The organism is Trichodesmium erythraeum IMS101 (assembly GCF_000014265.1).
Lineage (GTDB): Bacteria > Cyanobacteriota > Cyanobacteriia > Cyanobacteriales > Microcoleaceae > Trichodesmium > Trichodesmium erythraeum.
Map to the genome: position 1 here is coordinate 2,348,065 of NC_008312.1, position 24,333 is coordinate 2,372,397.

Genomic DNA, 24,333 nt, shown 5'->3' on the forward strand with positions numbered 1-24,333 from the left:
ATAAAACCGACTACTACCTAACACTTAATGCCTAAAACCTGGAGCCTAAAACCTGCAACCTAAAACCTGCAACCTAAAACCTGATACCTGACACCTAAAACCTGACACCTACAACCTGCAACCTAACACCTGCTACTTAATACCTAACACTTAACACTTAAAACCTAAATCGAGGTATATTATAGATATCAACTAACCAATAACTAAAAGTGGATAAACAACCTATTGATAATTTAACTATTCATCATTTTCGAGGTATACGAGATTTAACTTTGGAAAATTTAGGTCAAATAAATTTATTAGTTGGTGTTAATAATTCAGGGAAAACAAGTGTTTTGGAAGCAATTTATACTTATTGTAATCCTTTAGAACCTTTGGAATGGTTAAATACTGCTTGGCGAAGAGAAGTTAAATCTTCTCGTAAATCAAAGTTAGAATCCCTTAAGTGGTTATTTCCTCAAAATACTCACAATAATTCAGATAGTTTTTATCAAGGAGAAACTTGGGTTTCTGGTAATAGTACTTTTGGTTTTCTAGAGTCAAAAGCAACTTATCAAGAAATTGAAGAAATCTGGGATTCTACAAAAGATAATGATGAAGAAGATGAGCAAGAAAATTTGATTAATGAGATAGATATTGATGATAATGAAATTAGACGTGGTGCAGGTTTAAAACTAAGATTTACTCCTTTAAAGCTAATACCTAAGTCGGATATATTTGACTATGAAAATGATGAGAAAAATCAGGAAAAGTTTATATCTAAAAATTTTAGAATCTGGGAAAATCAACCATTAACTATTTTGAATAAATATAAGGGGAACTGGTTATCGGTTGATATAGTTACTCCTTTTTCTCATAGGATAGAACAGTTGCAAATTAAACTCTTAACAGGTGCAATTTTTCAAGGTTTTAAGCCGGAGATTATTGAGTTAATTTCAATGATGGATTCGGAAATTCTTGATTTAGAGATTCTTGACATTACAGGTAAAAATTCTCGCCTTTATGTACGTCATAAAACATTAGGTATTACTCCATTAAGTTCTTTTGGTGATGGCGTTAGTCGGTTATTATTTATGGCTTTAACTATAGCTAAGTTAAAGGATGGTATTTTGCTAATTGATGAACTGGAAACAGCTATTCATACTGAGGCTTTACTTTTTTCATTTTCTTGGTTAGTTAAGTGGTGTAGAAAAACGAATGTACAGTTATTTGCTACTACCCATAGTTTAGAAACTGTTGATGCAATGTTGAATGCTAGTAAGTTAAGAAATGATTTGGTTTTATATCGTTTATATCAAAAAGATATGCAGACTCAAGCAATTAGAATTGACCAGGTTAAGCTAACTAGGGTTCGAGAAAATTTAGGTTTAGAAGTAAGATGGTAAAATATGCATTTTTTTGAGATGAAATGATTTTTAGGAGGTTGTTTGATGTTTAAGGTTGGCAACTATATTTGGTGATTTATTGAAGAGCGATCGCTAAACTGGCTACTACCTAAAATCTGCAAGTTAAAACCTACAACTTCTTAAGGAATGTAATAAGTTGATTCAAAATAATAAGCTAAAAACTACAGGGTTGTTTCCCTGAATAGGTTGTTAAAGTAATGTTTGAAAAGTCAATTTTTTGAGATGAAAGGATTTTTAGGAGGTTGTTTGATGTTTAAGGTTGGCAACTATATTTGGTGATTTATTGAAGAGCGATCGCTAAACTGGCTACTACCTAAAATCTGCAAGTTAAAACCTACAACTTCTTAAGGAATGTAATAAGTTGATTCAAAATAATAAGCTAAAAACTACAGGGTTGTTTCCCTGAATAGGTTGTTAAAGTAATGTTTGAAAAGTCAATTTTTTGAGATGAAAGGAATTTTAGGAGGTTATTTAATATTTAAGGTTGGCAACTATATTTGGTGATTTCTTGAAGAGCGATCGCTAAACTGGCTACTACCTAAAATCTGCAAGTTAAAACCTACAACTTCTTAAGGAAAGTAATAAGTTGATTCAAAATAATAAGCTAAAAACTACAGGGTTGTTTCCCTGAATAGGTTGTTAAAGTAATGTTTGAAAAGTCAATTTTTTGAGATGAAAGGATTTTTAGGAGGTTGTTTGATGTTTAAGGTTGGCAACTATATTTGGTGATTTCTTGAAGAGCGATCGCTAAACTGGCTACTACCTAAAATCTGCAGGTTAAAACCTACAACTTCTTAAGGAAAGTAATAAGTTGATTCAAAATAATAAGCTAAAAACTACAGGGTTGTTTGCCTGAATAGGTTGTTAAAGTAATTTTTGAAAAGTCAATTTTTTGAGATGAAAGGAATTTTAGGAGGTTATTTAATATTTAAGGTTGGCAACTATATTTGGTGATTTCTTGAAGAGCGATCGCTAAACTGGCTACTACCTAAAATCTGCAGGTTAAAACCTACAACTTCTTAAGGAAAGTAATAAGTTGATTCAAAATAATAAGCTAAAAACTACAGGGTTGTTTGCCTGAATAGGTTGTTAAAGTAATTTTTGAAAAGTCAATTTTTTGAGATGAAAGGAATTTTAGGAGGTTATTTAATATTTAAGGTTGGCAACTATATTTGGTGATTTCTTGAAGAGCGATCGCTAAACTGGCTACTACCTAAAATCTGCAAGTTAAAACCTACAACTTCTTAAGGAAAGTAATAAGTTGATTCAAAATAATAAGCTAAAAACTACAGGGTTGTTTCCCTGAATAGGTTGTTAAAGTAATGTTTGAAAAGTCAATTTTTTGAGATGAAAGGATTTTTAGGAGGTTGTTTGATGTTTAAGGTTGGCAACTATATTTGGTGATTTCTTGAAGAGCGATCGCTAAACTGGCTACTACCTAAAATCTGCAGGTTAAAACCTACAACTTCTTAAGGAAAGTAATAAGTTGATTCAAAATAATAAGCTAAAAACTACAGGGTTGTTTGCCTGAATAGGTTGTTAAAGTAATTTTTGAAAAGTCAATTTTTTGAGATGAAAGGAATTTTAGGAGGTTATTTAATATTTAAGGTTGGCAACTATATTTGGTGATTTCTTGAAGAGCGATCGCTAAACTGGCTACTACCTAAAATCTGCAAGTTAAAACCTACAACTTCTTAAGGAAAGTAATAAGTTGATTCAAAATAATAAGCTAAAAACTACAGGGTTGTTTCCCTGAATAGGTTGTTAAAGTAATGTTTGAAAAGTCAATTTTTTGAGATGAAAGGATTTTTAGGAGGTTGTTTGATGTTTAAGGTTGGCAACTATATTTGGTGATTTCTTGAAGAGCGATCGCTAAACTGGCTACTACCTAAAATCTGCAAGTTAAAACCTACAACTTCTTAAGGAATGTAATAAGTTGATTCAAAATAATAAGCTAAAAACTACAGGGTTGTTTGCCTGAATAGGTTGTTAAAGTAATGTTTGAAAAGTCAATTTTTTGAGATGAAAGGATTTTTAGGAGGTTGTTTGATGTTTAAGGTTGGCAACTATATTTGGTGATTTCTTGAAGAGCGATCGCTAAACTGGCTACTACCTAAAATCTGCAGGTTAAAACCTACAACTTCTTAAGGAAAGTAATAAGTTGATTCAAAATAATAAGCTAAAAACTACAGGGTTGTTTGCCTGAATAGGTTGTTAAAGTAATTTTTGAAAAGTCAATTTTTTGAGATGAAAGGAATTTTAGGAGGTTATTTAATATTTAAGGTTGGCAACTATATTTGGTGATTTCTTGAAGAGCGATCGCTAAACTGGCTACTACCTAAAATCTGCAAGTTAAAACCTACAACTTCTTAAGGAAAGTAATAAGTTGATTCAAAATAATAAGCTAAAAACTACAGGGTTGTTTGCCTGAATAGGTTGTTAAAGTAATTTTTGAAAAGTCAATTTTTTGAGATGAAAGGAATTTTAGGAGGTTATTTAATATTTAAGGTTGGCAACTATATTTGGTGATTTCTTGAAGAGCGATCGCTAAACTGGCTACTACCTAAAATCTGCAAGTTAAAACCTACAACTTCTTAAGGAAAGTAATAAGTTGATTCAAAATAATAAGCTAAAAACTACAGGGTTGTTTCCCTGAATAGGTTGTTAAAGTAATGTTTGAAAAGTCAATTTTTTGAGATGAAAGGATTTTTAGGAGGTTGTTTGATGTTTAAGGTTGGCAACTATATTTGGTGATTTATTGAAGAGCGATCGCTAAACTGGCTACTACCTAAAATCTGCAGGTTAAAACCTACAACTTCTTAAGGAAAGTAATAAGTTGATTCAAAATAATAAGCTAAAAACTACAGGGTTGTTTGCCTGAATAGGTTGTTAAAGTAATTTTTGAAAAGTCAATTTTTTGAGATGAAAGGAATTTTAGGAGGTTATTTAATATTTAAGGTTGGCAACTATATTTGGTGATTTCTTGAAGAGCGATCGCTAAACTGGCTACTACCTAAAATCTGCAAGTTAAAACCTACAACTTCTTAAGGAAAGTAATAAGTTGATTCAAAATAATAAGCTAAAAACTACAGGGTTGTTTCCCTGAATAGGTTGTTAAAGTAATGTTTGAAAAGTCAATTTTTTGAGATGAAAGGATTTTTAGGAGGTTGTTTGATGTTTAAGGTTGGCAACTATATTTGGTGATTTCTTGAAGAGCGATCGCTAAACTGGCTACTACCTAAAATCTGCAGGTTAAAACCTACAACTTCTTAAGGAAAGTAATAAGTTGATTCAAAATAATAAGCTAAAAACTACAGGGTTGTTTGCCTGAATAGGTTGTTAAAGTAATGTTTGAAAAGTCAATTTTTTGAGATGAAAGGAATTTTAGGAGGTTGTTTGATGTTTAAGGTTGGCAACTATATTTGGTGATTTCTTGAAGAGCGATCGCTAAACTGGCTACTACCTAATACCTAATACCTAATACCTGCTACCTAATACCTAATACCTAACACCTAAAACCTGCTACCTAACATTGCTATGCTATAATTTCAATCATTCCTAATTAGTTATAAGGTGAAGGTCAATGGTTTTAACTGCCCAACAACTAGAGGCAATAATGCCAGATGCTACTCAACTAGAAAGTGAGGAGCCAGAGATGGAAAGCTCTCAACACTATATGCAACTGATATTGCTGGTCATTTGCCTAGAATGGCTGTGGCGCAATAGTAATGATTACTTTATCGGTGCTAACCTCACTATTTATTACAGTCGACAGCAACTAAAAAATCGTGATTTTCGGGGTCCTGACTTTTTCTTGGTGAAGCAAACCCAGAAGCGACCTCGCAAGTCCTGGGTAGTTTGGGAGGAAAACGGTCAATATCCTAATTTAATTATTGAGTTACTATCGGGCTCTACTGCTAAGGTGGATCGCAATTTGAAAAAAGGGTTATATCAAGATAATTTCCGCACCCCAGAATATTTTTGGTTTGACCCGGAAACATTGGAGTTTATGGGGTTTCGTCTACAAAATAATCAGTATGAAGAAATTCAGTTGAATAACCAAGGTTGGCGTTGGAGTCAAGAATTAGAACTATACTTGGGTGTTGATGAAAGTCAATTACGTTATTTTACTGCTAATGGTGAACGGGTCCCAACTCCCCAGGAAGCAATGAGACAAGAACAGTTGGTAGCTAGACAGGCTCGGTTACAGGCTGAACAAGAGCGAGAGCGGGCTCAAAAAGCTGAGTCTCAAGCCAAAAAAGCTCAGTTACAGGCTGAACAGGAGCGAGAGCGGGGAGAACGCCTAGCTCAACGGCTGCGAGAACTGGGTGTCGATGCTGAACTATAAGTTACTGGATAAGTTAGAGCTTCCGCAAATTCACATAAGGACTCTTATCTTTAAACTGCTAACACCTGCGACCTAAAACCTAATACCTAAACTAACCATGCAACAACTTTTGCTCATTAAAAAAATACTTTTCAAATTAGGGCGGAGTTTTCTCCAACTACTGCTTATCGTTTTTGTTGGTTTGCCTCTGGCGGCGTTAATGTTGATATTTCCGTCGTTGCGGCGGAGGTTGTTACCTAAAACTCAAAATGAAATTTACGATCGCTTAAGTTCAACTGTTGGTACTAGAGAAAAATTACCAGATCAGCTTCTTTCTCAACTAGATTTTTTAATCCAAGTATTGCGGGTAACTGCAGAAAGTAATGGTGACTCGAAGGTTGTCTACCCATTCCTGCAGCAAAACTTAGATAAACTTGATGATAACTTTGCTGATATATTGCGAAACTGGGCAACTGCTAATTTTTCTGAAGTGGAGGCGGATGTAGCAAAAAGCATTGCTATAGATATTATTGACTTCAGTTACAACATTCAGGAATTTCCTCTGGGCAGCAAAGCAAACAACATGGAAATTAGCATTGCAGGTTATGAAGTAGTGCTAAAAGTTTTTACATATAAGAGTCACCGGGAAAAGTGGGCAATGACTCAAAATAATCTCGGCGTTGCCTACAGTAAGAGAATAAGGGGAGACAAAGCCGAAAATATTGAAGCCGCCATTGCTGCATACCAACAAGCTTTGCTGGTGTACACCCAAACTGACTTCCCCATCAACTGGGCAATGACTCAATATAATCTCGGCATTGCCTACAGTGACAGAATAAGGGGAGACAAAGCCGAAAATATTGAAGCCGCCATTGCTGCATACCAACAAGCTTTGCTGGTGTACACCCAAACTGACTTCCCCATGGACTGGGCAATGACTCAAAATAATCTCGGCATTGCCTACAGAAACAGAATAAGGGGAGACAAAGCCGAAAATATTGAAGCCGCCATTGCTGCATACCAACAAGCTTTGCTGGTGCGCACCCAAACTGACTTCCCCATGGACTGGGCAATGACTCAAAATAATCTCGGCATTGCCTACAGAGACAGAATAAGGGGAGACAAAGCCCAAAATATTGAAGCCGCCATTGCTGCATACCAACAAGCTTTGCTGGTGTACACCCAAACTGACTTCCCCATGGACTGGGCAAGAACTCAAAATAATCTCGGCATTGCCTACAGAGACAGAATAAGGGGAGACAAAGCCCAAAATATTGAAGCCGCCATTGCTGCATACCAACAAGCTTTGCTGGTGTACACCCAAACAGACTTCCCCATCAACTGGGCAATGACTCAATATAATCTCGGCATTGCCTACAGTGACAGAATAAGGGGAGACAAAGCCGAAAATATTGAAGCCGCCATTGCTGCATACCAACAAGCTTTGCTGGTGTACACCCAAACAGACTTCCCCATGGACTGGGCAATGACTCAAAATAATCTCGGCATTGCCTACAGAGACAGAATAAGGGGAGACAAAGCCCAAAATATTGAAGCCGCCATTGCTGCATACCAACAAGCTTTGCTGGTGTACACCCAAACAGACTTCCCCATGGACTGGGCAATGACTCAAAATAATCTCGGCATTGCCTACAGAGACAGAATAAGGGGAGACAAAGCCCAAAATATTGAAGCCGCCATTGCTGCATACCAACAAGCTTTGCTGGTGTACACCCAAACAGACTTCCCCATCAACTGGGCAATGACTCAATATAATCTCGGCATTGCCTACAGTGACAGAATAAGGGGAGACAAAGCCGAAAATATTGAAGCCGCCATTGCTGCATACCAACAAGCTTTGCTGGTGTACACCCAAACTGACTTCCCCATGGACTGGGCAATGACTCAAAATAATCTCGGCATTGCCTACAGAAACAGAATAAGGGGAGACAAAGCCGAAAATATTGAAGCCGCCATTGCTGCATACCAACAAGCTTTGCTGGTGCGCACCCAAACTGACTTCCCCATGGACTGGGCAATGACTCAAAATAATCTCGGCAATGCCTACAGAGACAGAATAAGGGGAGACAAAGCGGAAAATATTGAAGCTGCCATTGCTGCATACCAACAAGCTTTGCTGGTGCGCACCCAAACAGACTTCCCCATGGACTGGGCAATGACTCAAAATAATCTCGGCATTGCCTACAGTGACAGAATAAGGGGAGACAAAGCCGAAAATATTGAAGCCGCCATTGCTGCATTCCAACAAGCTTTGCTGGTGCGCACCCAAACAGACTTCCCCATCAACTGGGCAACAACTCAAAATAATCTCGGCCTTGCCTACAGTGACAGAATAAGGGGAGACAAAGCCGAAAATATTGAAGCTGCCATTGCTGCATACCAACAAGCTTTGCTGGTGCGCACCCAAACAGACTTCCCCATGGACTGGGCAATGACTCAAAATAATCTCGGCATTGCCTACAGTGACAGAATAAGGGGAGACAAAGCCGAAAATATTGAAGCCGCCATTGCTGCATTCCAACAAGCTTTGCTGGTGCGCACCCAAACAGACTTCCCCATCAACTGGGCAACAACTCAAAATAATCTCGGCCTTGCCTACAGTGACAGAATAAGGGGAGACAAAGCCGAAAATATTGAAGCTGCCATTGCTGCATTCCAACAAGCTTTGCTGGTGTACACCCAAACTGACTTCCCCATGGACTGGGCAATGACTCAAAATAATCTCGGCAATGCCTACAGAGACAGAATAAGGGGAGACAAAGCCGAAAATATTGAAGCCGCCATTGCTGCATGCCAACAAGCTTTGCTGGTGTACACCCAAACAGACTTCCCCATGGACTGGGCAATGACTCAAAATAATCTCGGCATTGCCTACAGAAACAGAATAAGGGGAGACAAAGCCGAAAATATTGAAGCCGCCATTGCTGCATACCAACAAGCTTTGCTGGTGCGCACCCAAACTGACTTCCCCATGGACTGGGCAATGACTCAAAATAATCTCGGCAATGCCTACAGTGACAGAATAAGGGGAGACAAAGCCCAAAATATTGAAGCCGCCATTGCTGCATGCCAACAAGCTTTGCTGGTGCGCACCCAAACAGACTTCCCCATGGACTGGGCAATGACTCAAAATAATCTCGGCAATGCCTACAGTGACAGAATAAGGGGAGACAAAGCCCAAAATATTGAAGCCGCCATTGCTGCATGCCAACAAGCTTTGCTGGTGTACACCCAAACAGACTTCCCCATGGACTGGGCAGGAACTCAAAATAATCTCGGCATTGCCTACAGTGACAGAATAAGGGGAGACAAAGCCGAAAATATTGAAGCCGCCATTGCTGCATTCCAACAAGCTTTGCTGGTGTGCACCCAAACTGACTTCCCCATCAACTGGGCAGCAACTCAAAATAATCTCGGCATTGCCTACAGAAACAGAATAAGGGGAGACAAAGCCCAAAATATTGAAGCTGCCATTGCTGCATACCAACAAGCTTTGCTGGTGCGCACCCAAACTGACTTCCCCATCGACTGGGCAATGACTCAAAATAATCTCGGCAATGCCTACAGTGACAGAATAAGGGGAGACAAAGCCCAAAATATTGAAGCCGCCATTGCTGCATACGAACAAGCTTTGCTGGTGCGCACCCTAGAAGCAGACCCCATCACCCATCTAAAAACCACCAGCAACCTAGGCGACCTATATTTCGACAACCAAAACTGGCAACTCGCCGCCGACAACTATAAAAAAGCCATAACCGCAGTGGAACTCACCCGCAGTTGGGCAACCACCGACGATCGCCGCCAGGAAATACTCAAAGAAAACATCAATATCTATAACAAAGCCATCCAAGCATACATACACCTAAAAAAGTTAGAACAAGCACTAGAAATAGCCGAGCGCAGTCAAGCCCGAAACCTAGTCCAACTCCTCACCAACCGCGACTTAGTTCCTCAAGACAATGTACCCCCAGAAATAACCCAACAACTTCAACAACAACAAAAAGAAATTCGCGTCAACAAAGGAGAACTAGAGAAAGTCAGAAAACAACTATCACAGCAAAACACACAAGAAAAAACATCATTAGAAAAATCTGAGAAACAGCTAAACGAAGAATTACAGAAACTCAGACAGCAGTTAGAAAAAACATTTAATCAAATTCAGGAATACGACCCCACCTTCCGCCTGACCCAGGAAGTGCAACCAATAGCTTTTAGAGAAATTCAGCAACTTGCCACAGAACAGCAGACAGCAATTATTGAGTGGTATATTATGGGAGAAAAATTCCTAGCATTTACCCTAGTTCCCCCAACCTCAACAGCAACATCAGAATTATTTATGTGGCAGTCTACCGAAGACGGCTTAAAAAATTTACAGGAGTGGGCACAAGAATATGTAGATAAATATTATGAACTTAAAATAGCACATCAAGAAAATCAGGAAAAAGCCAAAAAATTACAACAAGAATGGGAGACAAAAATAACAACTCGCCTAGAAAAACTAGGAGAAATTTTACATATAAAAGAAATACTCCAACCCATCCTCGAAAGTGAATGTCAAAGACTGACCTTAATTCCCCATTCATTCCTACATTTTCTCCCCCTTCATATCTTACCCATTAATAACCCAGAAAATAGTCAAGAAAACCCAGAAAAAAAATATCTCCAGGATTATTTTAACCAGGGAGTAAGCTATGCTCCAAGCTGCCAAATATTGCAAAAAGTTAGAGAACGAAACAACCAAGAATTTCAGAGTTTATTTGCCATTCAAACCCCCACCCCAGATTTATACGGGCAAGACTTAGGCATTATTTCAATAATCAAAAAACAATTTAATAATGTGGAAATAATCCCAAAAAATCAAGCCACAAAATCAGCATTAATTAACGATTCCAAATTATCCCTTGCTAACTCGGTATTATTCTTCTGTCACGGAGTATTTGAACCTTTTTCTCCCCTAGATTCAGGATTAATATTAGCCGATGAAAAACTCACATTAGGAGATATTATTCAAAACCTAAATTTAAGCAAATGTCGCCTAGTAACCCTAGCCGCTTGCGAAACAGGATTAACAGATATCTTAAATCAAGAATATGTAGGTTTACCCAGCGGTTTTCTCCTAGCAGGAAGTACAAATATTATTGCCAGTCTTTGGAGTGTGAGAGTTGATGCAACAGCGTTATTAATGTTAAGATTATATCAAGAATTAAAAAAATATGATAATATAATAATAGCCTTAAAAATAGCCCAAAACTGGTTAAGAGATACAAAGGTGCAAGAATTGAAAGAGTGGGTCATAAAGTCCCCTCTAAAAATTATTTGGCAAGAAAAATTAGAAGAAACATTTACTAAAATGGAAAATCTAGAAGGAGTCAATTGTAAACCATATAACTCACCTTATTTTTGGGCTGGTTTTTGTGTTGTCGGAAAAGGAGAATAACCTATGTATGAAGACTACTATACTATCAAAACATTTATTGACATAATAAATGATCAAGCCATCCCCCCTGAAGAGTTTCCCAACTTATTAAATTTAGTCGAGCAAATGCCAGAAGATTCTGAAGAAATAGCCAATCAAATTGATGATTGGTTAAGGGAAGAATCTCGGTTAGAAATTCAAGAAGCCTATAGAAATCAAGTGAAGAAATTACCAGAGATTGAGTGGAGAAAATTAGGTTTTGGCGGGGCAAAAGCTCCTCCGGGAAACGAAAATGAATCTACCAAAGAGTTAATACTTAATGCCATCAAAAAAAATACTCCTGAACCGAAACCAGAGGAAAACTCTGAAAAGAAATAATCAACTTAAAGTTGGTAAATTGTAGTTGTAGGTTGGGCAGAAAACAGGAAAAACGAAACCCAAAGCCAATAATATCAATTGGAAAAATCACAACTGCAAAATTTATATAAGAAAGAAATTATCAAATATTTGTAGGGGGGTTAACTGCAGTTAACTCCTCCTATAAAAAGCTGCAAAATTGTAGGTTGCGTTGCACAATGAAACCCAACAGCAATAATATTAATAACTATAGAAAAATGTAGATAGCAGCCAAAAAAATGTAAGTTAAATTGAAAAATCAAAACCCAAAAAAGTAATATTAATAGCCATAGAAAAATGTAGATAGCAGCCAAAAAAATGTAAGTTAAATTGAAAAATCAAAACCCAAAAAAGTAGTATTAATATCTATAGAAAAACATATATAATAGCCATAAAATTGTAGGCTAGATTGAAAAATGAAACAAAATACTAAATCTAAAAATGAAAAACTTGACAATTAGCTTATTAGCATTTCATCTATATTCTCCATTCCTAGAATCTTCAGAAACAAACGACCAGGAAGGCAAATTATTATGGGAAAACCTCACCCAACTCGGAGAAAAATCTCTACCATTTTTAGGACTCAAATATTTACCCCATCAATTAATTTGCTACGACCAAAATGGCAACTACAACCTAGATTTTAAAACTCATGAAAATAACTGGTGGATGAGCAGATCAAAGCAAACAATAGACCTAGGTGTAATTGAAATAGAAGAATGCAAAATAGCAGGTAATCTCCAGCCATTTATCCTCAACGACACCTACGCCGCCGACCTAACTCTCACACCTAAATTATCAGAAGAAAAACTAGATATTTCTCAACTAAAAAAATTCCCCATAAACAACCTATTACCCTCATCAATTCAAGCATCACTAGGAGAAACATTTTTAATTTATGGAGAAATAGACTCAGAAGTAAATCCCCAACAAATAGCCGATGAATGTGTAGAAAACTTATTCAATTCCGCCCAAATTGAACCTGTATTTCTCAGCCAAAGCAAATTATTTAATAGCTTACTATTTGAATACCAAGGAACAGAATTAAACCAAAATAATAACCAAAGTCAACCATTCAAAATATTAGTCTTATTAAAAAATAGTCAAGCAGAAACATTAAAACTAGCAGAAAAATCCTATGAATGGATATTACAATTATTATGTTGTCGCCATAAAATCAATTTTATCTATCAAGAATCACGAAATCTCTACCCCAAAGCCCGAAAATCCTACGGCAAATTAGAAACACAAATGGAAAACTTCTCTAAAATAATAGAAGACCCAAAAACCAGACTAGAATCTCTCAAAGAAATCCTCGAAAAAATACCAAAAGACTATCTATATTATTCCCGTTATGTGCGAGACCTAAAAACACATAAAACCGCCCTCGAAACAAACATCAAAAATTATGAAATCTGCCTAGAAAAAATTAAAAAAACTAGTGAAATCCCTCCATATTGGCAAGAATTTTTGAATAAAACCAGCCACATCCGTCACAGACAAATTGAAACCGATATTAACTATCTATCCCCTGGTCAGCAGTTATTTGAACAATTAGTAAACGCAATTAGAGGCATAGCAGAAACAGACCAATTAGAAAGCGATCGCCACTTAGAAAGAACCATTCAAATTATTGGTATAGGATTAGGAACAGGAGGAATTATTGCTTCTAGTACTGGTCATATTGATGTACCTCTAACCTTCAAATCTACCGGAAAAATAGAAACAATTCATCCTGTTATTTTGACTTTAATTTTAAGCATTTTAGCCACCCTATTAGCAGGAGGAATAACCTGGCATCTTACCAAACCTAAAAACAAAAAATAAAATAATTAAATGGTAATATTTTATCAAAAAAAATATTACCATTCAGTCCTCAGCTATTAGCTAATTATCTAGGCAAAATTGAGAGATAAATCAATTATCAAAACATTGATTTAATAGTAGATAAAAAATTATCAAAACCTCATTTTTTTCAGTTAAAATACCAGTAATATTATGTTCGGATAATCAATAATTAAAAAACCTTCCCTCGTAAGTAAAATTCAACCTTTTTCCACCTCCCAAATTCAGCATAAGTAACTCATCTATTGGAAAGTATAAGTATTTAACCGGACATAATATACAGCATATTTCAGGCAAATTATCTACAAAGTAAATAGTAAAAATTATGTATTGTAGGTATCTTCCCCAGGTAGTTTTAACTCATAAAAAAAGAAAGCACCGTAAGTTATTTCAGCTATAAAATAAAAAAAAATACCAAAAATGAAAAAAACCATCATCGGTGTCATGGGTCCTGGCAATAGCGCCACTTCAACAGACCTAAAAAATGCCTATAAACTAGGTCAATTAATTGCTCAAGAATCTTGGGTATTATTGACAGGAGGGCGAAATATTGGAGTAATGGATGCTGCGAGTCGGGGAGCGAAATTTCTTAATGGTTTAACTATTGGAATTTTACCCGACAATAATCTTCATAGTATTTCTGAGGCTGTAGATATTCCCATTATTACTGATATGGGAAATAGTCGTAATAATATTAATGTACTTTCTAGTGACGTTGTTATTGCCTGCGGAATGGGAGTAGGAACTGCTTCCGAAATTGCTTTAGCAATTAAGAATAATAAAAAAGTAATTTTGTTGAATAATAACTTAGAAAGTCAGGCTTTTTTTGTTGCCTTATCTCCTCAAACAGTTTTTGTTGTAAACACTCCAGAAGCCGTTATTGAAGTAGTTAAAAATTTGATTTGAGTAGTATTCTATCAATCTTTTCCTAAATGCAGATCGCAATTGAAACTACTGTAAGCGCAAACCATTAAAGCAAAATAACCGCTTACGGCGCTTTTCAAATTCATAAACCACATCCCCATAACCAAAACCTTGTAGGGAACTTGCGTACATTATTTTTACTGTAGTCTATGAACATAAAAATTACTGTAAAAGCGTCTACAGGTTTTTACAGTAGACATTGGGAGATACCCCCGAACCCCGTTACTTTTATTATGTATTCTCAACAAGTGTTAGCACTCATAATATCAAGACAAGCTGAATAAAATATCAATCAATATAGACAAATATCAGCTTATTTATAAGAGCTATTTTTGTTTTAACTATTATAGAGTAGTAAATTTTGTCAGAGCGAGCCATTAGAAAAGGAGCTTAGAAAACAAGCTCCTAAAGATAAATAGGCAGATAAATTTTTTTCTTAAAACTAACCCTTAGTTGTCAGCAGTGACAAAAATTAACTGGCAAAACTTAGGCTAGCAGTAACAGATCAAAACAGTAACCTAATAATCTTCATATTCTGGGACCTTAGTTTTTTCAGGAATATTCACCCGTGGAGCCTGATAAGGTTTTGGAGCCTCATCATCAGCCCAAGCATCTCTATCTATCTCCTCATCATATTCATACTCCGAAGTTGCTTTATATTCTTTCTTCTGATATCCATCCTCTTTCTTCTGATATCCATCCTCTTTCTTCTGATATCTATCCTGTTCATTATCATATCCAGTCTCTGAGTCACCCCAATTACCTTCTTCCTCATAGTAGTCATTATCAGCAGGTTCTACCCTTACCTGACGCGCTGATGGGGGAGCAACAGGCTCTGGCTCATAATAATTATCATAAACCGCTTCTTGTTCTCGCTGCCGGGGAGGAGGAGCCATTTCTTGTTCATAATACTTACGATAAACTGGTTCTGGTTCAATTACCCTACTTTCTACTGGCTCTGGTTCAACCCAGTTATCATCCCATGTCTCCTGAGTAGAGCGTCTGGCTGTACGAATAGGTTCACGAGACACTAACTGTCCTGGACCTAATTGGTTATCAGGATTTACAGTAGGAGGGTTATATAAACCTTCTTCCTCTTTTTGCCAAGGTGCTTCTGCTAGACCCAGACGTTCCAATACTCCTACTGTTAACTGTTGTAGTTTTTCTTCAGAACCTTCAAAAACAATTAGACGATTGGGCCCACTAGCAACAATTTCATCAATAGGCATTTCATAAGTGCTGATAATTTGGTCTGGAATTTGGGGTATACCAATGGAAGCGATAATCAATGACAAAACTTTACCATCTCTTACATCACACTTGAAATCTCGAACCCTGCCTAAAAAATCACCATTTTCTGTCAAAACTTCACTATTTATCAACCCACTATAAGCTTCAGTATCAATATCTTCCTCTATTACTTCTTCGTCATCTACTAATATCACATCACCTATTTCACAGACGTCCTTGAGAAACATAAACTTAGGTATTCCAGCAACTGCCAATATATTGTCCCGTAGCCCAATAGCTACTACTTCCCGTTTATCAACATCTACCCATAATTGACTTACTACTCCTAGGCGTTTACCTTTATCACGAGTAATTATTTGAGTTCCTAACAGTTCAGAGCGTTGGCGGTTTTTTTCAGATCTCATTGTAATCTAATCCCGATTATTTTGATAATTAAATAATAAGTTAAAAGTTAAAAGTCAAAAAGCAAAAATCAAAAGGCAAAAGTCAACAGTTATATAAAATCATAATTGATTAATAAAGGGTTAAATCAGATCTAGGTAGAATTAAATTCTGAATTTAATTTTCAAGCCAGTTGCGCTTAGATTTGACCATTGCTAGTAGTAGCTTATGTATATTAACAGCAGTCAAGAATTTACTCCAATGCTATCTAAGTAATTTTAGTTATATTGCAATATATTTATGGTTAATCATAATTGCCAATGACAATCATACTGAGCTATACCTGCGCGTTGAGCCAGCATAATTTTTTTACTTATTTGACTGTAGTTCACCTTTAAATTTTAGTATCATAAAATATATAATTATATCATTATAATATATAATATCATATTTACTTAATGCTTAACAGTTAATATGTAACAGTTAATACTAGTCCTCTAGAGTTTCTGTAACTCCTGCCTCCTTCTTAAACTGACTTTCACTTTTTTTTTGCAAGAACAAATAAATCTAATGTTGACTCATTTTTATACCTAAAACTTGGGTATAAGCACCTCTAGCTTGGGTCACGCCGATAGTACGCTCTGATAATTCCATCATTGGCCTTCGTAAACTTACCACAATAAACTGAGCCCCTTCTGCCTGTTGTTTAATCATTTTAGCTAATCGCTCCACATTGGCCCCATCTAAAAACATATCCACTTCGTCAAAAGCATAAAAAGGAGATGGACGGTAGCGTTGTAGAGCAAAAATAAAGCTTAAAGCTGTTAAAGACTTCTCTCCTCCAGACATAGAGGCCAACCTTTGTACCGGCTTTCCTTTAGGGTGAGCGACTAAATTTAACCCACTGTTAAAAGGATCTTCTTGATTATCTAATTGAAGATAGCCGTCTCCTTCAGAAAGTGCAGCAAAAATTGTCTGAAAATTTTTATTTACAGCATTAAACGCTTCAAAAAATGAACGTTGTCTCATAGTAGTAAAGTTTTCTATTCTTAACAACAATGCTGTCCGCTCCTCCTCAAGAGTGCCTAACTTTTGACTTAATTCTTCTAGTCGTTTCTGAGTTTGCTCATATTCTTCAAGAGCCAACATATTTACAGGTTCTAGGGCTTGCAGTTGTTTCTGTAGCGATCGCACCTCCTTCTCCAACTCTGTCATTTTTATCTTTTCAGGCACTATTGGCAATGGATCAGGCAATTCTGCTTTCTGCTCTTCTAAGAGAATTTGCAAAGGGACCAACTGTTCCCGACGTCCCTGTTGAGATTCCTGTAATTTTTGTAGTTGCCATTCTAATCCTTGTTTTGCCAAATATAACTCCCGCAAATTAGCTTCAGCTTCATCTCGTTTTTGTTTTTCTGTACCCAGCCTTTCTTCGACTTTGGCCATTCCTTCTCTCGTCTTGCCAACTTCCTCATCTACAACTAAGATTTGACTTTTTACTTCTTTTATGGTATTATAAGCATCTAATTCTTGTTCTTGATATTCTGAACAGCGACGGGAAATTGCCTCTACCTTCTCCTGCAAAAGCCGTTGTTGATTTTCCAAATGCTGTAATTTTTGTTCAGCACTGCGCAAAGTAGCTTCCTGTTCTTGCAAAACTACCTCTTGAGACCGAATCATAGTTTGGAGTTGTTGCCATTCACTATGAGTATGAGACTTTTCCAACTCAGCCAAAGTTTTCCTTAACTCAGTCAACTGGACTTCCTGAGCTGGAATTTCTTGGTCTAAGGACATCAACCTATTATGAGCATCAACTAGCTCCTGATTATTTTTCTCTAGTTGCCCTTGTCCTTGCTCTTGTTGTCTAATCAATCTTTGCAGTTCAGCCTCAATTTGTGATACTTTTAGCTCAGTTTCCCTAAAATACTGCTTTCCTTCCATGAAAGCTTGCGATCGCTCTTTCACCTTTTCTTTTAACCCCTCTATCTCCACCAAACATCGCTCCAGAACTATATCTATTTCTTGCAAACGTTGACTATGACTTTCCATTTCCCCTATTTCTGTCAAGTCCCTACCATCAACCGTGCCAAAATGCAAGCTTCCCGAACGGCGCGACATACTTCCACCAGTCATCGCCCCACTACTTTCCAATATTTCCCCATCCAGAGTAACTATCCGATATTTACCCAAATACTTGCGGGCATTCACCAAAATATCAAATACTAAAGTCGAACCAAACACATAAGCAAAAATATCTTGATAATGGGGGTCACACTCAATCAAATTCACAGCATAATCTATAAACCCAGCTGCTCCCCAACCTAAACTACCATCCCGTTTCTGAGCAGGATATCTAATTTTATTCAAAGGCAAAAACGTCATCCGACCAGCTTTGTGTCGTTTCAAAAATTCAATCCCCAAAGCTGCCACTCCATCATTTTCGACCACCATATTTCCTAGACGGCCACCAGCAGCAATTTCTAAAGCCAGTTGATATTTTGGTTCAACCCTCCCTAACTGTGCCACCAGACCACAGATCCCAGAAATACCCGACTGTTGTAGCATCTTAGTAGCATAAGTACCAGTAGCCTCTTGAATTGCCTGTTGCTGGGCTTCTAACTTATCAAGTTTTCTTTGTCTGTCTCTTTGTTCTTGTAGTAGGCGAGTCTGAGTATCTTGCTGAACTTTTAAATCTTGTTCTACAGCCTCCAATTGTTTCGTTAAAGACTCTACTTGATACCTAGCTGTCTCTTTCGACTCTTTTACCTGTTCATAGTGCTTACCATAACCTTCAATTTCTTCCCCTAAAACTCCTAGAGACTCTTGCTGTTCTTGAATTTGCTTTTCTAACTGATAAGCTCGTTCCCTAACTCTAGCTTGTTCAGTTCGTTGAGGGTTGAGAGTTTGTTGTAGACTTTCAATTTGATGATGAAGTTGACCCTGTTCCTTAACCCAAGCTTCAGCAGTATCAGCAATAGCACTAGCTGAACCTCGTTGTTGATTAAGAATTTCTTGGGCTTCATTACGACCAGCTTCTAAAAATGAAACATTTTGAGTTTGGACAACAATTTCAGTAGCTAATACTTCTAAATTTTGCTGGTGTTTATTTACTTCTTGCTCTAATTGACTCAAATTTTTTTGAGTCTGCTGAATAGTAGCTTCTAATTCTTTGTGCTTTTTTTGAAATTGACAGCGCTCCGCTTCTTGAGTCGCGAGGCTGGACTGTAAAGCTAAAAGTTGTTCTTCCCCCAAAGCTTTCACTTGGGCGTTAAGGTCATCTAGTTCAGTTTGAGCTTGTCTAACTTCAGTTTCTTTAGCTTGAATATTTTGGTTAAATTCAGTGACAGAGCGATCGCCTGACTCAATATTTTCCCTCAGTTTCCATTCCTGTTTTTGTAGATTTTGCCATCTGAGTATTGTTTGCCAGAGACTTTTCTCCTCAAGTTCCCCTCGTAGTTGTTGATATTTTTTAGCCTTTACACAATCTTGAGAAAGACGGCCACATTGTTTTTCCAGTTCTCTTTCTACAATACGACTTTTTTCCTCCTGCTCCTTAACTAAATCTAATTTTTCTTTTGCCAAAGAAATTTTTCTGTCAAACTGAGCCACACCTGCCAACTCATCAATAATCTCCCGACGTTCCCGAGACTTCATAGAAATAATACCAGTCACATCACCCTGGAGAACTACATTATATCCTTCAGCGTAAACCCGAAGTTGATTTAGTTGTTCATGGAGTTGGCTCAGAGTACATGGCTGACCATTCATATAGTAGGTAGAAGTATAAGTACCTTGCTTGGTAACCCGCAGGCGACGAGAAATGCTCCACTCTAATAATGAATCAAAAGAATTAGTTATCTCAAAAGGATCTTTAGTTTCCCGAGTCTTATATCCATTTTCTTCTACTTCCGGTACTTGTGGCTGTACTGAGCCCAGTTCATTCTGGCCATTCTTTTGACTTGAAAGGTCTTCTAAATCAAAGGTAACAGTCACAATAGTTTCAACAGTTTTACGTCCAGCTAATTTATTGTTAACCAGATCTGGAAGACGTTCAGCTCTCATGCCTTTGGAAGTTGATAAGCCCAGGCAAAATAGAAGTGCATCAAGAATATTGGATTTACCAGAACCATTTGGTCCAGAAACCACAGTAAACCCCGGCAGCAACGGAATTGTGGTTGTGCCACCGAAGGATTTAAAGTTGGTCAGTTCCAAGCATTTGATATGAACCATGAAGGCCAGTTTTTCTACTGGATAGATTGATTTTTAATTAATTATAGACAGGACTTGTGATTTATGGGTTTGTTTTTCTAAGATTTTGGTTGTTTCTAAAAGTTTAGGGCAAGTTTTTTTTGACTTATAGCTTTAGATAAACACAATATTTTTCAATTGCGTAGATAAAATTATTATTTTTCCTAAATTAGGGAGCGTGGTTACTTAGGATACCTAACTGCTCTTAATAATAAACTGAAAGTCAATGTTTATCACTACAGTGGAGATTCCCCCGTAACGGTGGCCAACTTTTAGTGAGGGAATGATTAGGATTCCAAAGGTTTGGAATTAAGTAGTCCAACATAAGAGAAACTCCTCTGGCTCTGAGTCAGATTTCCGGCTTCATACTGTAGTCTCCAGGAATTTTATCTCCGATAAACTGTTTAATTACTATTACTTGAAAACCATGAGATAGTATCTGAACCCTAGTTATCAAGTTATACTAAACATTCGAGAATCAGGAGAAGTAAGTATGAATTAAATTCAATTAATTTAAGAGGAAGGATAACAGACTATAATAATACCATCATGGATTGGATGAGCATACGAGCTTTGATATTTGTTTTTCTATTTCTGAAGCAGGAGTATTGATTAATTAGATATTTTAATAGTCATAATTAATCAATTCCATCCACTTCAGGAATTATAAAGTCTCGATTAATTAAAGCTATTTATCTTTAAACTTTGGAATCATTTGCTATTAGTTAAATTTAATTTTTTCTGTTATGTTTTCCTCGAAATAAATGATTATGTTCAGGATTATAAAGACCAGAGCGACCTACTTTTTCCAGCTTCTCCAAAGCAGGACTAATCACATAAAGTGTGGTTCTAACTAACTGTTTCTCTTCAGTCATAAGGGCCATTTTCTCCAAAGGCACAACCCAAATTTTCTCATCAGGCCATCCCAACCTATAACATATCGCCACAGGTATGTCAGCCGAATAATGTTCCATCAACTTTTCTTGTGCTTCCCACACATATCGGGCACTCAAATATAAACATAAACTGGCTCCATGAGCTGCCAAACTACCCAATTCTTCCCTTGAAGGAACAGCAGTTGCTTTCCCACTAATTCTTGTTAAAATAATAGTCTGTACCAACCCAGGCACAGTCAACTCAACCTTTAACTTAGCTGCTGCATCCTGAAATGCACTAATTCCAGGCACAATCTCAAAATCAATTCCCGCTTCAGCCAAAAGTTGCATTTGTTCATAAACCGCCCCATATAAACTAGGGTCTCCAGAATGAAGGCGCACCACAGAAAGACCTTTTCTGACTCGGTCAATCATTAAAGGTAAAATTTCTTCTAAAGTTTTATTAGCCGTTGTGATAATCTCAGCATCATGACGCACATTCCTTAACATTTGTTTGGGTACCAAAGAATCTGCATATAGAATTACATCTGCTGTAGTTAAGATTTTGTCAGCCTTCACCGTTAATAAGTCCGGAGCTCCAGGGCCTGCCCCTAAAATGTAAACTGCTGGTGTGAGACTTTTAGTATCGTTCATTAATTTTTCCGGATATGAGTCTTTATCTTCAGATAAATGGAATGGTAGATGCACCCTGGTTTAGTCCTAGGCTTTATGTCTAGGACTTTTCTAATTTTTCACTTAGTTTAGTTCAGTTTGTTTCTTTAACTTCTGGGGGTAAAACATCTAGCAAAGGTCGTTTCAACAAATATAGCCACCCTAAACCTATTAATCCCAACAAAATACCAGCTAAACTGACAAACTGAGCAATGCGTAATGGTCCTAACATTAAACTATCAGTGCGCAATGCTTCAATCCAAATCCGTCCACTACTATAAGCAACCATATAGACTAGAAATAAAGTCCCTGGTTTAAGTCGAGGTCTACCCCGCAAATCTCTAAAAAAAAGAAATATTAATAATCCAAATACTATCAAATTCCATAAAGACTCATATAAAAAAGTCGGATGGAAATAATCAAAACTTATTAAGTCTAACGGACGACGTTCTGGAGGAATATACAACTTCCAAGGTAAATCTGTGGGACTGCCAAAAGCCTCAGAATTGAAAAAATTACCCCACCGACCGATGACTTGTCCTAAAATTAAAGAAGGAGCTACTAAATCTGCTAATTGCCAGAAAGAAATTTTATTGAGTCTGGCAAAAATCAAAGCAGCGATCGCCCCACCAATAATTGCTCCATGAATTGCAATTCCTCCTTTCCAAATAGCAATCATATCTATAGGATTTTGTTGATATTGTTCCCACTCAAAGAGAACATAGTACAAACGGGCTCCAGGAATTGCGGCTAATACTAACCAAATCACTAAATCACCCAATAATTCTGGGTTAACATGACGAAGTTTAGCTAAGTATTGGGAAAGAGTGACTCCAATTAATAGTGCAGCTGCAATTAAAAGTCCATACCAGCGAATTATCAAAGGTCCCAACTGAAAAATAATTGGACCTGGAGAAGTAAATTGAAAGCCTAAAGGCAATAAGGTAATCTCTACTGTCATTTCAGTTATCAGTTATAAGTTATTAGTACCTCTCACTTTGGTTGAGGGCTTGAAATCATAAATTTCTTTTTATCCCCATGAAAGGGTAGGCTTAAAACCTTATTTATTGGTCATTAATCTAGTATCAAAATTACTATGGATGTTCTTTACTATTTATAAGTATAAAAACTTTTATAAAACAGGTGACTATTATAATTTATTATGCTTGGGTATAATATCTAAAATCTAACTGAATTTCCTGTCCAATTTTATGATTATGTATTAACAGTGATATTAGTTGATCTTTCTAATAGACATCTCCAAAATCAAAATTAACATCAAATATAGTAGTCTATTATTCTTTATGCAGCCCCGATCTGAATCAAGTATTAGAATATATTAATAACCATCGAAAACGGACAAAGAGAGTTATTGGTGTCACTAACATACAGCTTTCAAAAATTAATATAAAATGCTCAGAATATTGTTGGAGAAAGAGAATCGGTCAAAGCCCTTTGTAAAAAAAAATATTAATTAAAGTAAAGGGTAGTAGAAACATGATTAATTCCTAGTAAGTAAATTAGATAAACTTTATATTATTTCTACTAGAAGCAGATATTTAAATTGATAGGAATAAATTTTGGTGTCAGTGATTAATTGCCAACAATATATTTGAGAATAAGTTAAGTGGTTATTTTCCGGTAATTACTACCAGCAAGATTATTGGAGTGGGTAAAAAAAAAAGAATTATAGAGTTATAGGATAAAGAAATATTAAAATAGCTATAATTAACTTTATACAGTAAACCAGAAAGACATAAAAATACTTTTTAAATAGGAAACATAGGAAACATATTATTCAGGTAAATACAAAAAATATACATTTAATTTCACAAATAATTATCACAGATAGATGTGGATTAATAGTAGACTTAGTAGTCAGATAAGTTTGTCAATAAAGTCATAAATACTCATTCAATAAACAGCAAAAAAAATATGATAGGGAGTAAAAAAAATAAGAATATAAAGGATATTAAGGCAGGGATATATTTGATATATAAAAAAATAAAATCGAAAAATTAACTGTCAGGAAAGGAATAGAATAAGTTAAAATATTAAAAACAATAATATCTGTATATTATTAATACCATTTATCATGTATTCATGGTGCCCGGGGAAGATTTTAAAAAATAACTGGATAGATTACAGAGGTTAGTAGAAAATAAAGTTAAGTCAATAATAAATAGCATTTATCAATCAATATAAAGTTCAAGTATAGCCAAATGTTTTATGATTTGTAAATAAGGCTTATAAGAGCATTTAAAGTAGTATGAGAAATCAAAAGTAATTTTAACCATAAATACTTTTTTAATATTAAAAATAGCAGTATTAATACTGATATTAGTCATACTTAAGAGAGAAAAATAAAAGAATAAAAAATTGGATCAAGATGGTAAATAGTTAACAATAATTATATCTAATAGTAATCAAGGGTGTAAAAAAACGCTTATTTATACAAGAAAATGCGACATGCCCATGGGAAAAAGTTTAAAACTACATTGCTCCCTAAAAAATAGTTATAGTAAATGCTTGATAATTTTTATAAATGTAATAAAAGTAGTTTAGTAAAACGTA

The 24,333-nt window shown here is 36.2% G+C and carries 10 protein-coding genes; 6 read left to right on the forward strand and 4 right to left on the reverse strand.

Annotated features, from left to right (window positions below):
• Positions 1–209 precede the first annotated feature (209 nt).
• From TERY_RS07140 to TERY_RS07165, 6 genes are all read left to right on the forward strand, one after another.
• A complete protein-coding gene (locus TERY_RS07140) occupies positions 210–1,385 on the forward strand; it encodes an AAA family ATPase (RefSeq protein ID WP_011611200.1) in 1,176 nt (391 codons plus the stop codon).
• Between the two features lie 3,604 nt (positions 1,386–4,989).
• Positions 4,990–5,754 (forward strand): Uma2 family endonuclease, encoded by a 765-nt coding sequence (locus TERY_RS07145; protein WP_011611201.1) that lies wholly within the window; start codon positions 4,990–4,992, stop codon positions 5,752–5,754.
• Between the two features lie 97 nt (positions 5,755–5,851).
• Positions 5,852–11,191 (forward strand): tetratricopeptide repeat protein, encoded by a 5,340-nt coding sequence (locus tag TERY_RS07150; RefSeq protein WP_011611202.1) that lies wholly within the window; start codon positions 5,852–5,854, stop codon positions 11,189–11,191.
• A 3-nt stretch (positions 11,192–11,194) separates the two neighbouring features.
• Entirely contained in the window at positions 11,195–11,548 is a 354-nt protein-coding gene (locus TERY_RS07155; protein ID WP_011611203.1) for a hypothetical protein, read from the forward strand.
• 459 nt (positions 11,549–12,007) lie between these two features.
• Entirely contained in the window at positions 12,008–13,393 is a 1,386-nt protein-coding gene (locus TERY_RS07160; RefSeq protein WP_011611204.1) for a hypothetical protein, read from the forward strand.
• 438 nt (positions 13,394–13,831) lie between these two features.
• Positions 13,832–14,317, forward strand: coding sequence for an LOG family protein (locus TERY_RS07165; RefSeq protein ID WP_011611205.1), 486 nt, complete (start codon positions 13,832–13,834; stop codon positions 14,315–14,317).
• A 536-nt stretch (positions 14,318–14,853) separates the two neighbouring features.
• Here the strand turns inward: TERY_RS07165 and TERY_RS07170 are convergent.
• From TERY_RS07170 to lgt, 4 genes are all read right to left on the reverse strand, one after another.
• On the reverse strand, positions 14,854–15,990 hold the full coding sequence (locus tag TERY_RS07170; RefSeq protein WP_011611206.1) for a PRC-barrel domain-containing protein: 1,137 nt from the start codon (positions 15,988–15,990) through the stop codon (positions 14,854–14,856).
• 544 nt (positions 15,991–16,534) lie between these two features.
• Positions 16,535–20,194: a chromosome segregation protein SMC gene (smc, locus tag TERY_RS07175; protein ID WP_011611207.1), complete on the reverse strand. Its 3,660-nt coding sequence runs from the start codon at positions 20,192–20,194 to the stop codon at positions 16,535–16,537.
• 749 nt (positions 20,195–20,943) lie between these two features.
• Positions 20,944–21,741, reverse strand: coding sequence for a precorrin-4 C(11)-methyltransferase (cobM, locus tag TERY_RS07180; protein ID WP_044136543.1), 798 nt, complete (start codon positions 21,739–21,741; stop codon positions 20,944–20,946).
• A gap of 112 nt (positions 21,742–21,853) precedes the next feature.
• Positions 21,854–22,720: a prolipoprotein diacylglyceryl transferase gene (gene lgt / locus TERY_RS07185; protein WP_011611209.1), complete on the reverse strand. Its 867-nt coding sequence runs from the start codon at positions 22,718–22,720 to the stop codon at positions 21,854–21,856.
• Between the last annotated feature and the right edge of the window lie 1,613 nt (positions 22,721–24,333).

Coding starts and splice junctions, on each gene's coding strand:
- TERY_RS07160 (WP_011611204.1), top strand. CDS start 12,008: ATGAAAAACTTGACAATTAGCTTATTAGCATTTCATCTATATTCTCCA.
- TERY_RS07165 (WP_011611205.1), top strand. CDS start 13,832: ATGAAAAAAACCATCATCGGTGTCATGGGTCCTGGCAATAGCGCCACT.
- lgt (WP_011611209.1), bottom strand. CDS start 22,720: ATGACAGTAGAGATTACCTTATTGCCTTTAGGCTTTCAATTTACTTCT.
- cobM (WP_044136543.1), bottom strand. CDS start 21,741: ATGAACGATACTAAAAGTCTCACACCAGCAGTTTACATTTTAGGGGCA.
- TERY_RS07155 (WP_011611203.1), top strand. CDS start 11,195: ATGTATGAAGACTACTATACTATCAAAACATTTATTGACATAATAAAT.
- TERY_RS07145 (WP_011611201.1), top strand. CDS start 4,990: ATGGTTTTAACTGCCCAACAACTAGAGGCAATAATGCCAGATGCTACT.
- smc (WP_011611207.1), bottom strand. CDS start 20,194: ATGGTTCATATCAAATGCTTGGAACTGACCAACTTTAAATCCTTCGGT.
- TERY_RS07150 (WP_011611202.1), top strand. CDS start 5,852: ATGCAACAACTTTTGCTCATTAAAAAAATACTTTTCAAATTAGGGCGG.
- TERY_RS07170 (WP_011611206.1), bottom strand. CDS start 15,990: ATGAGATCTGAAAAAAACCGCCAACGCTCTGAACTGTTAGGAACTCAA.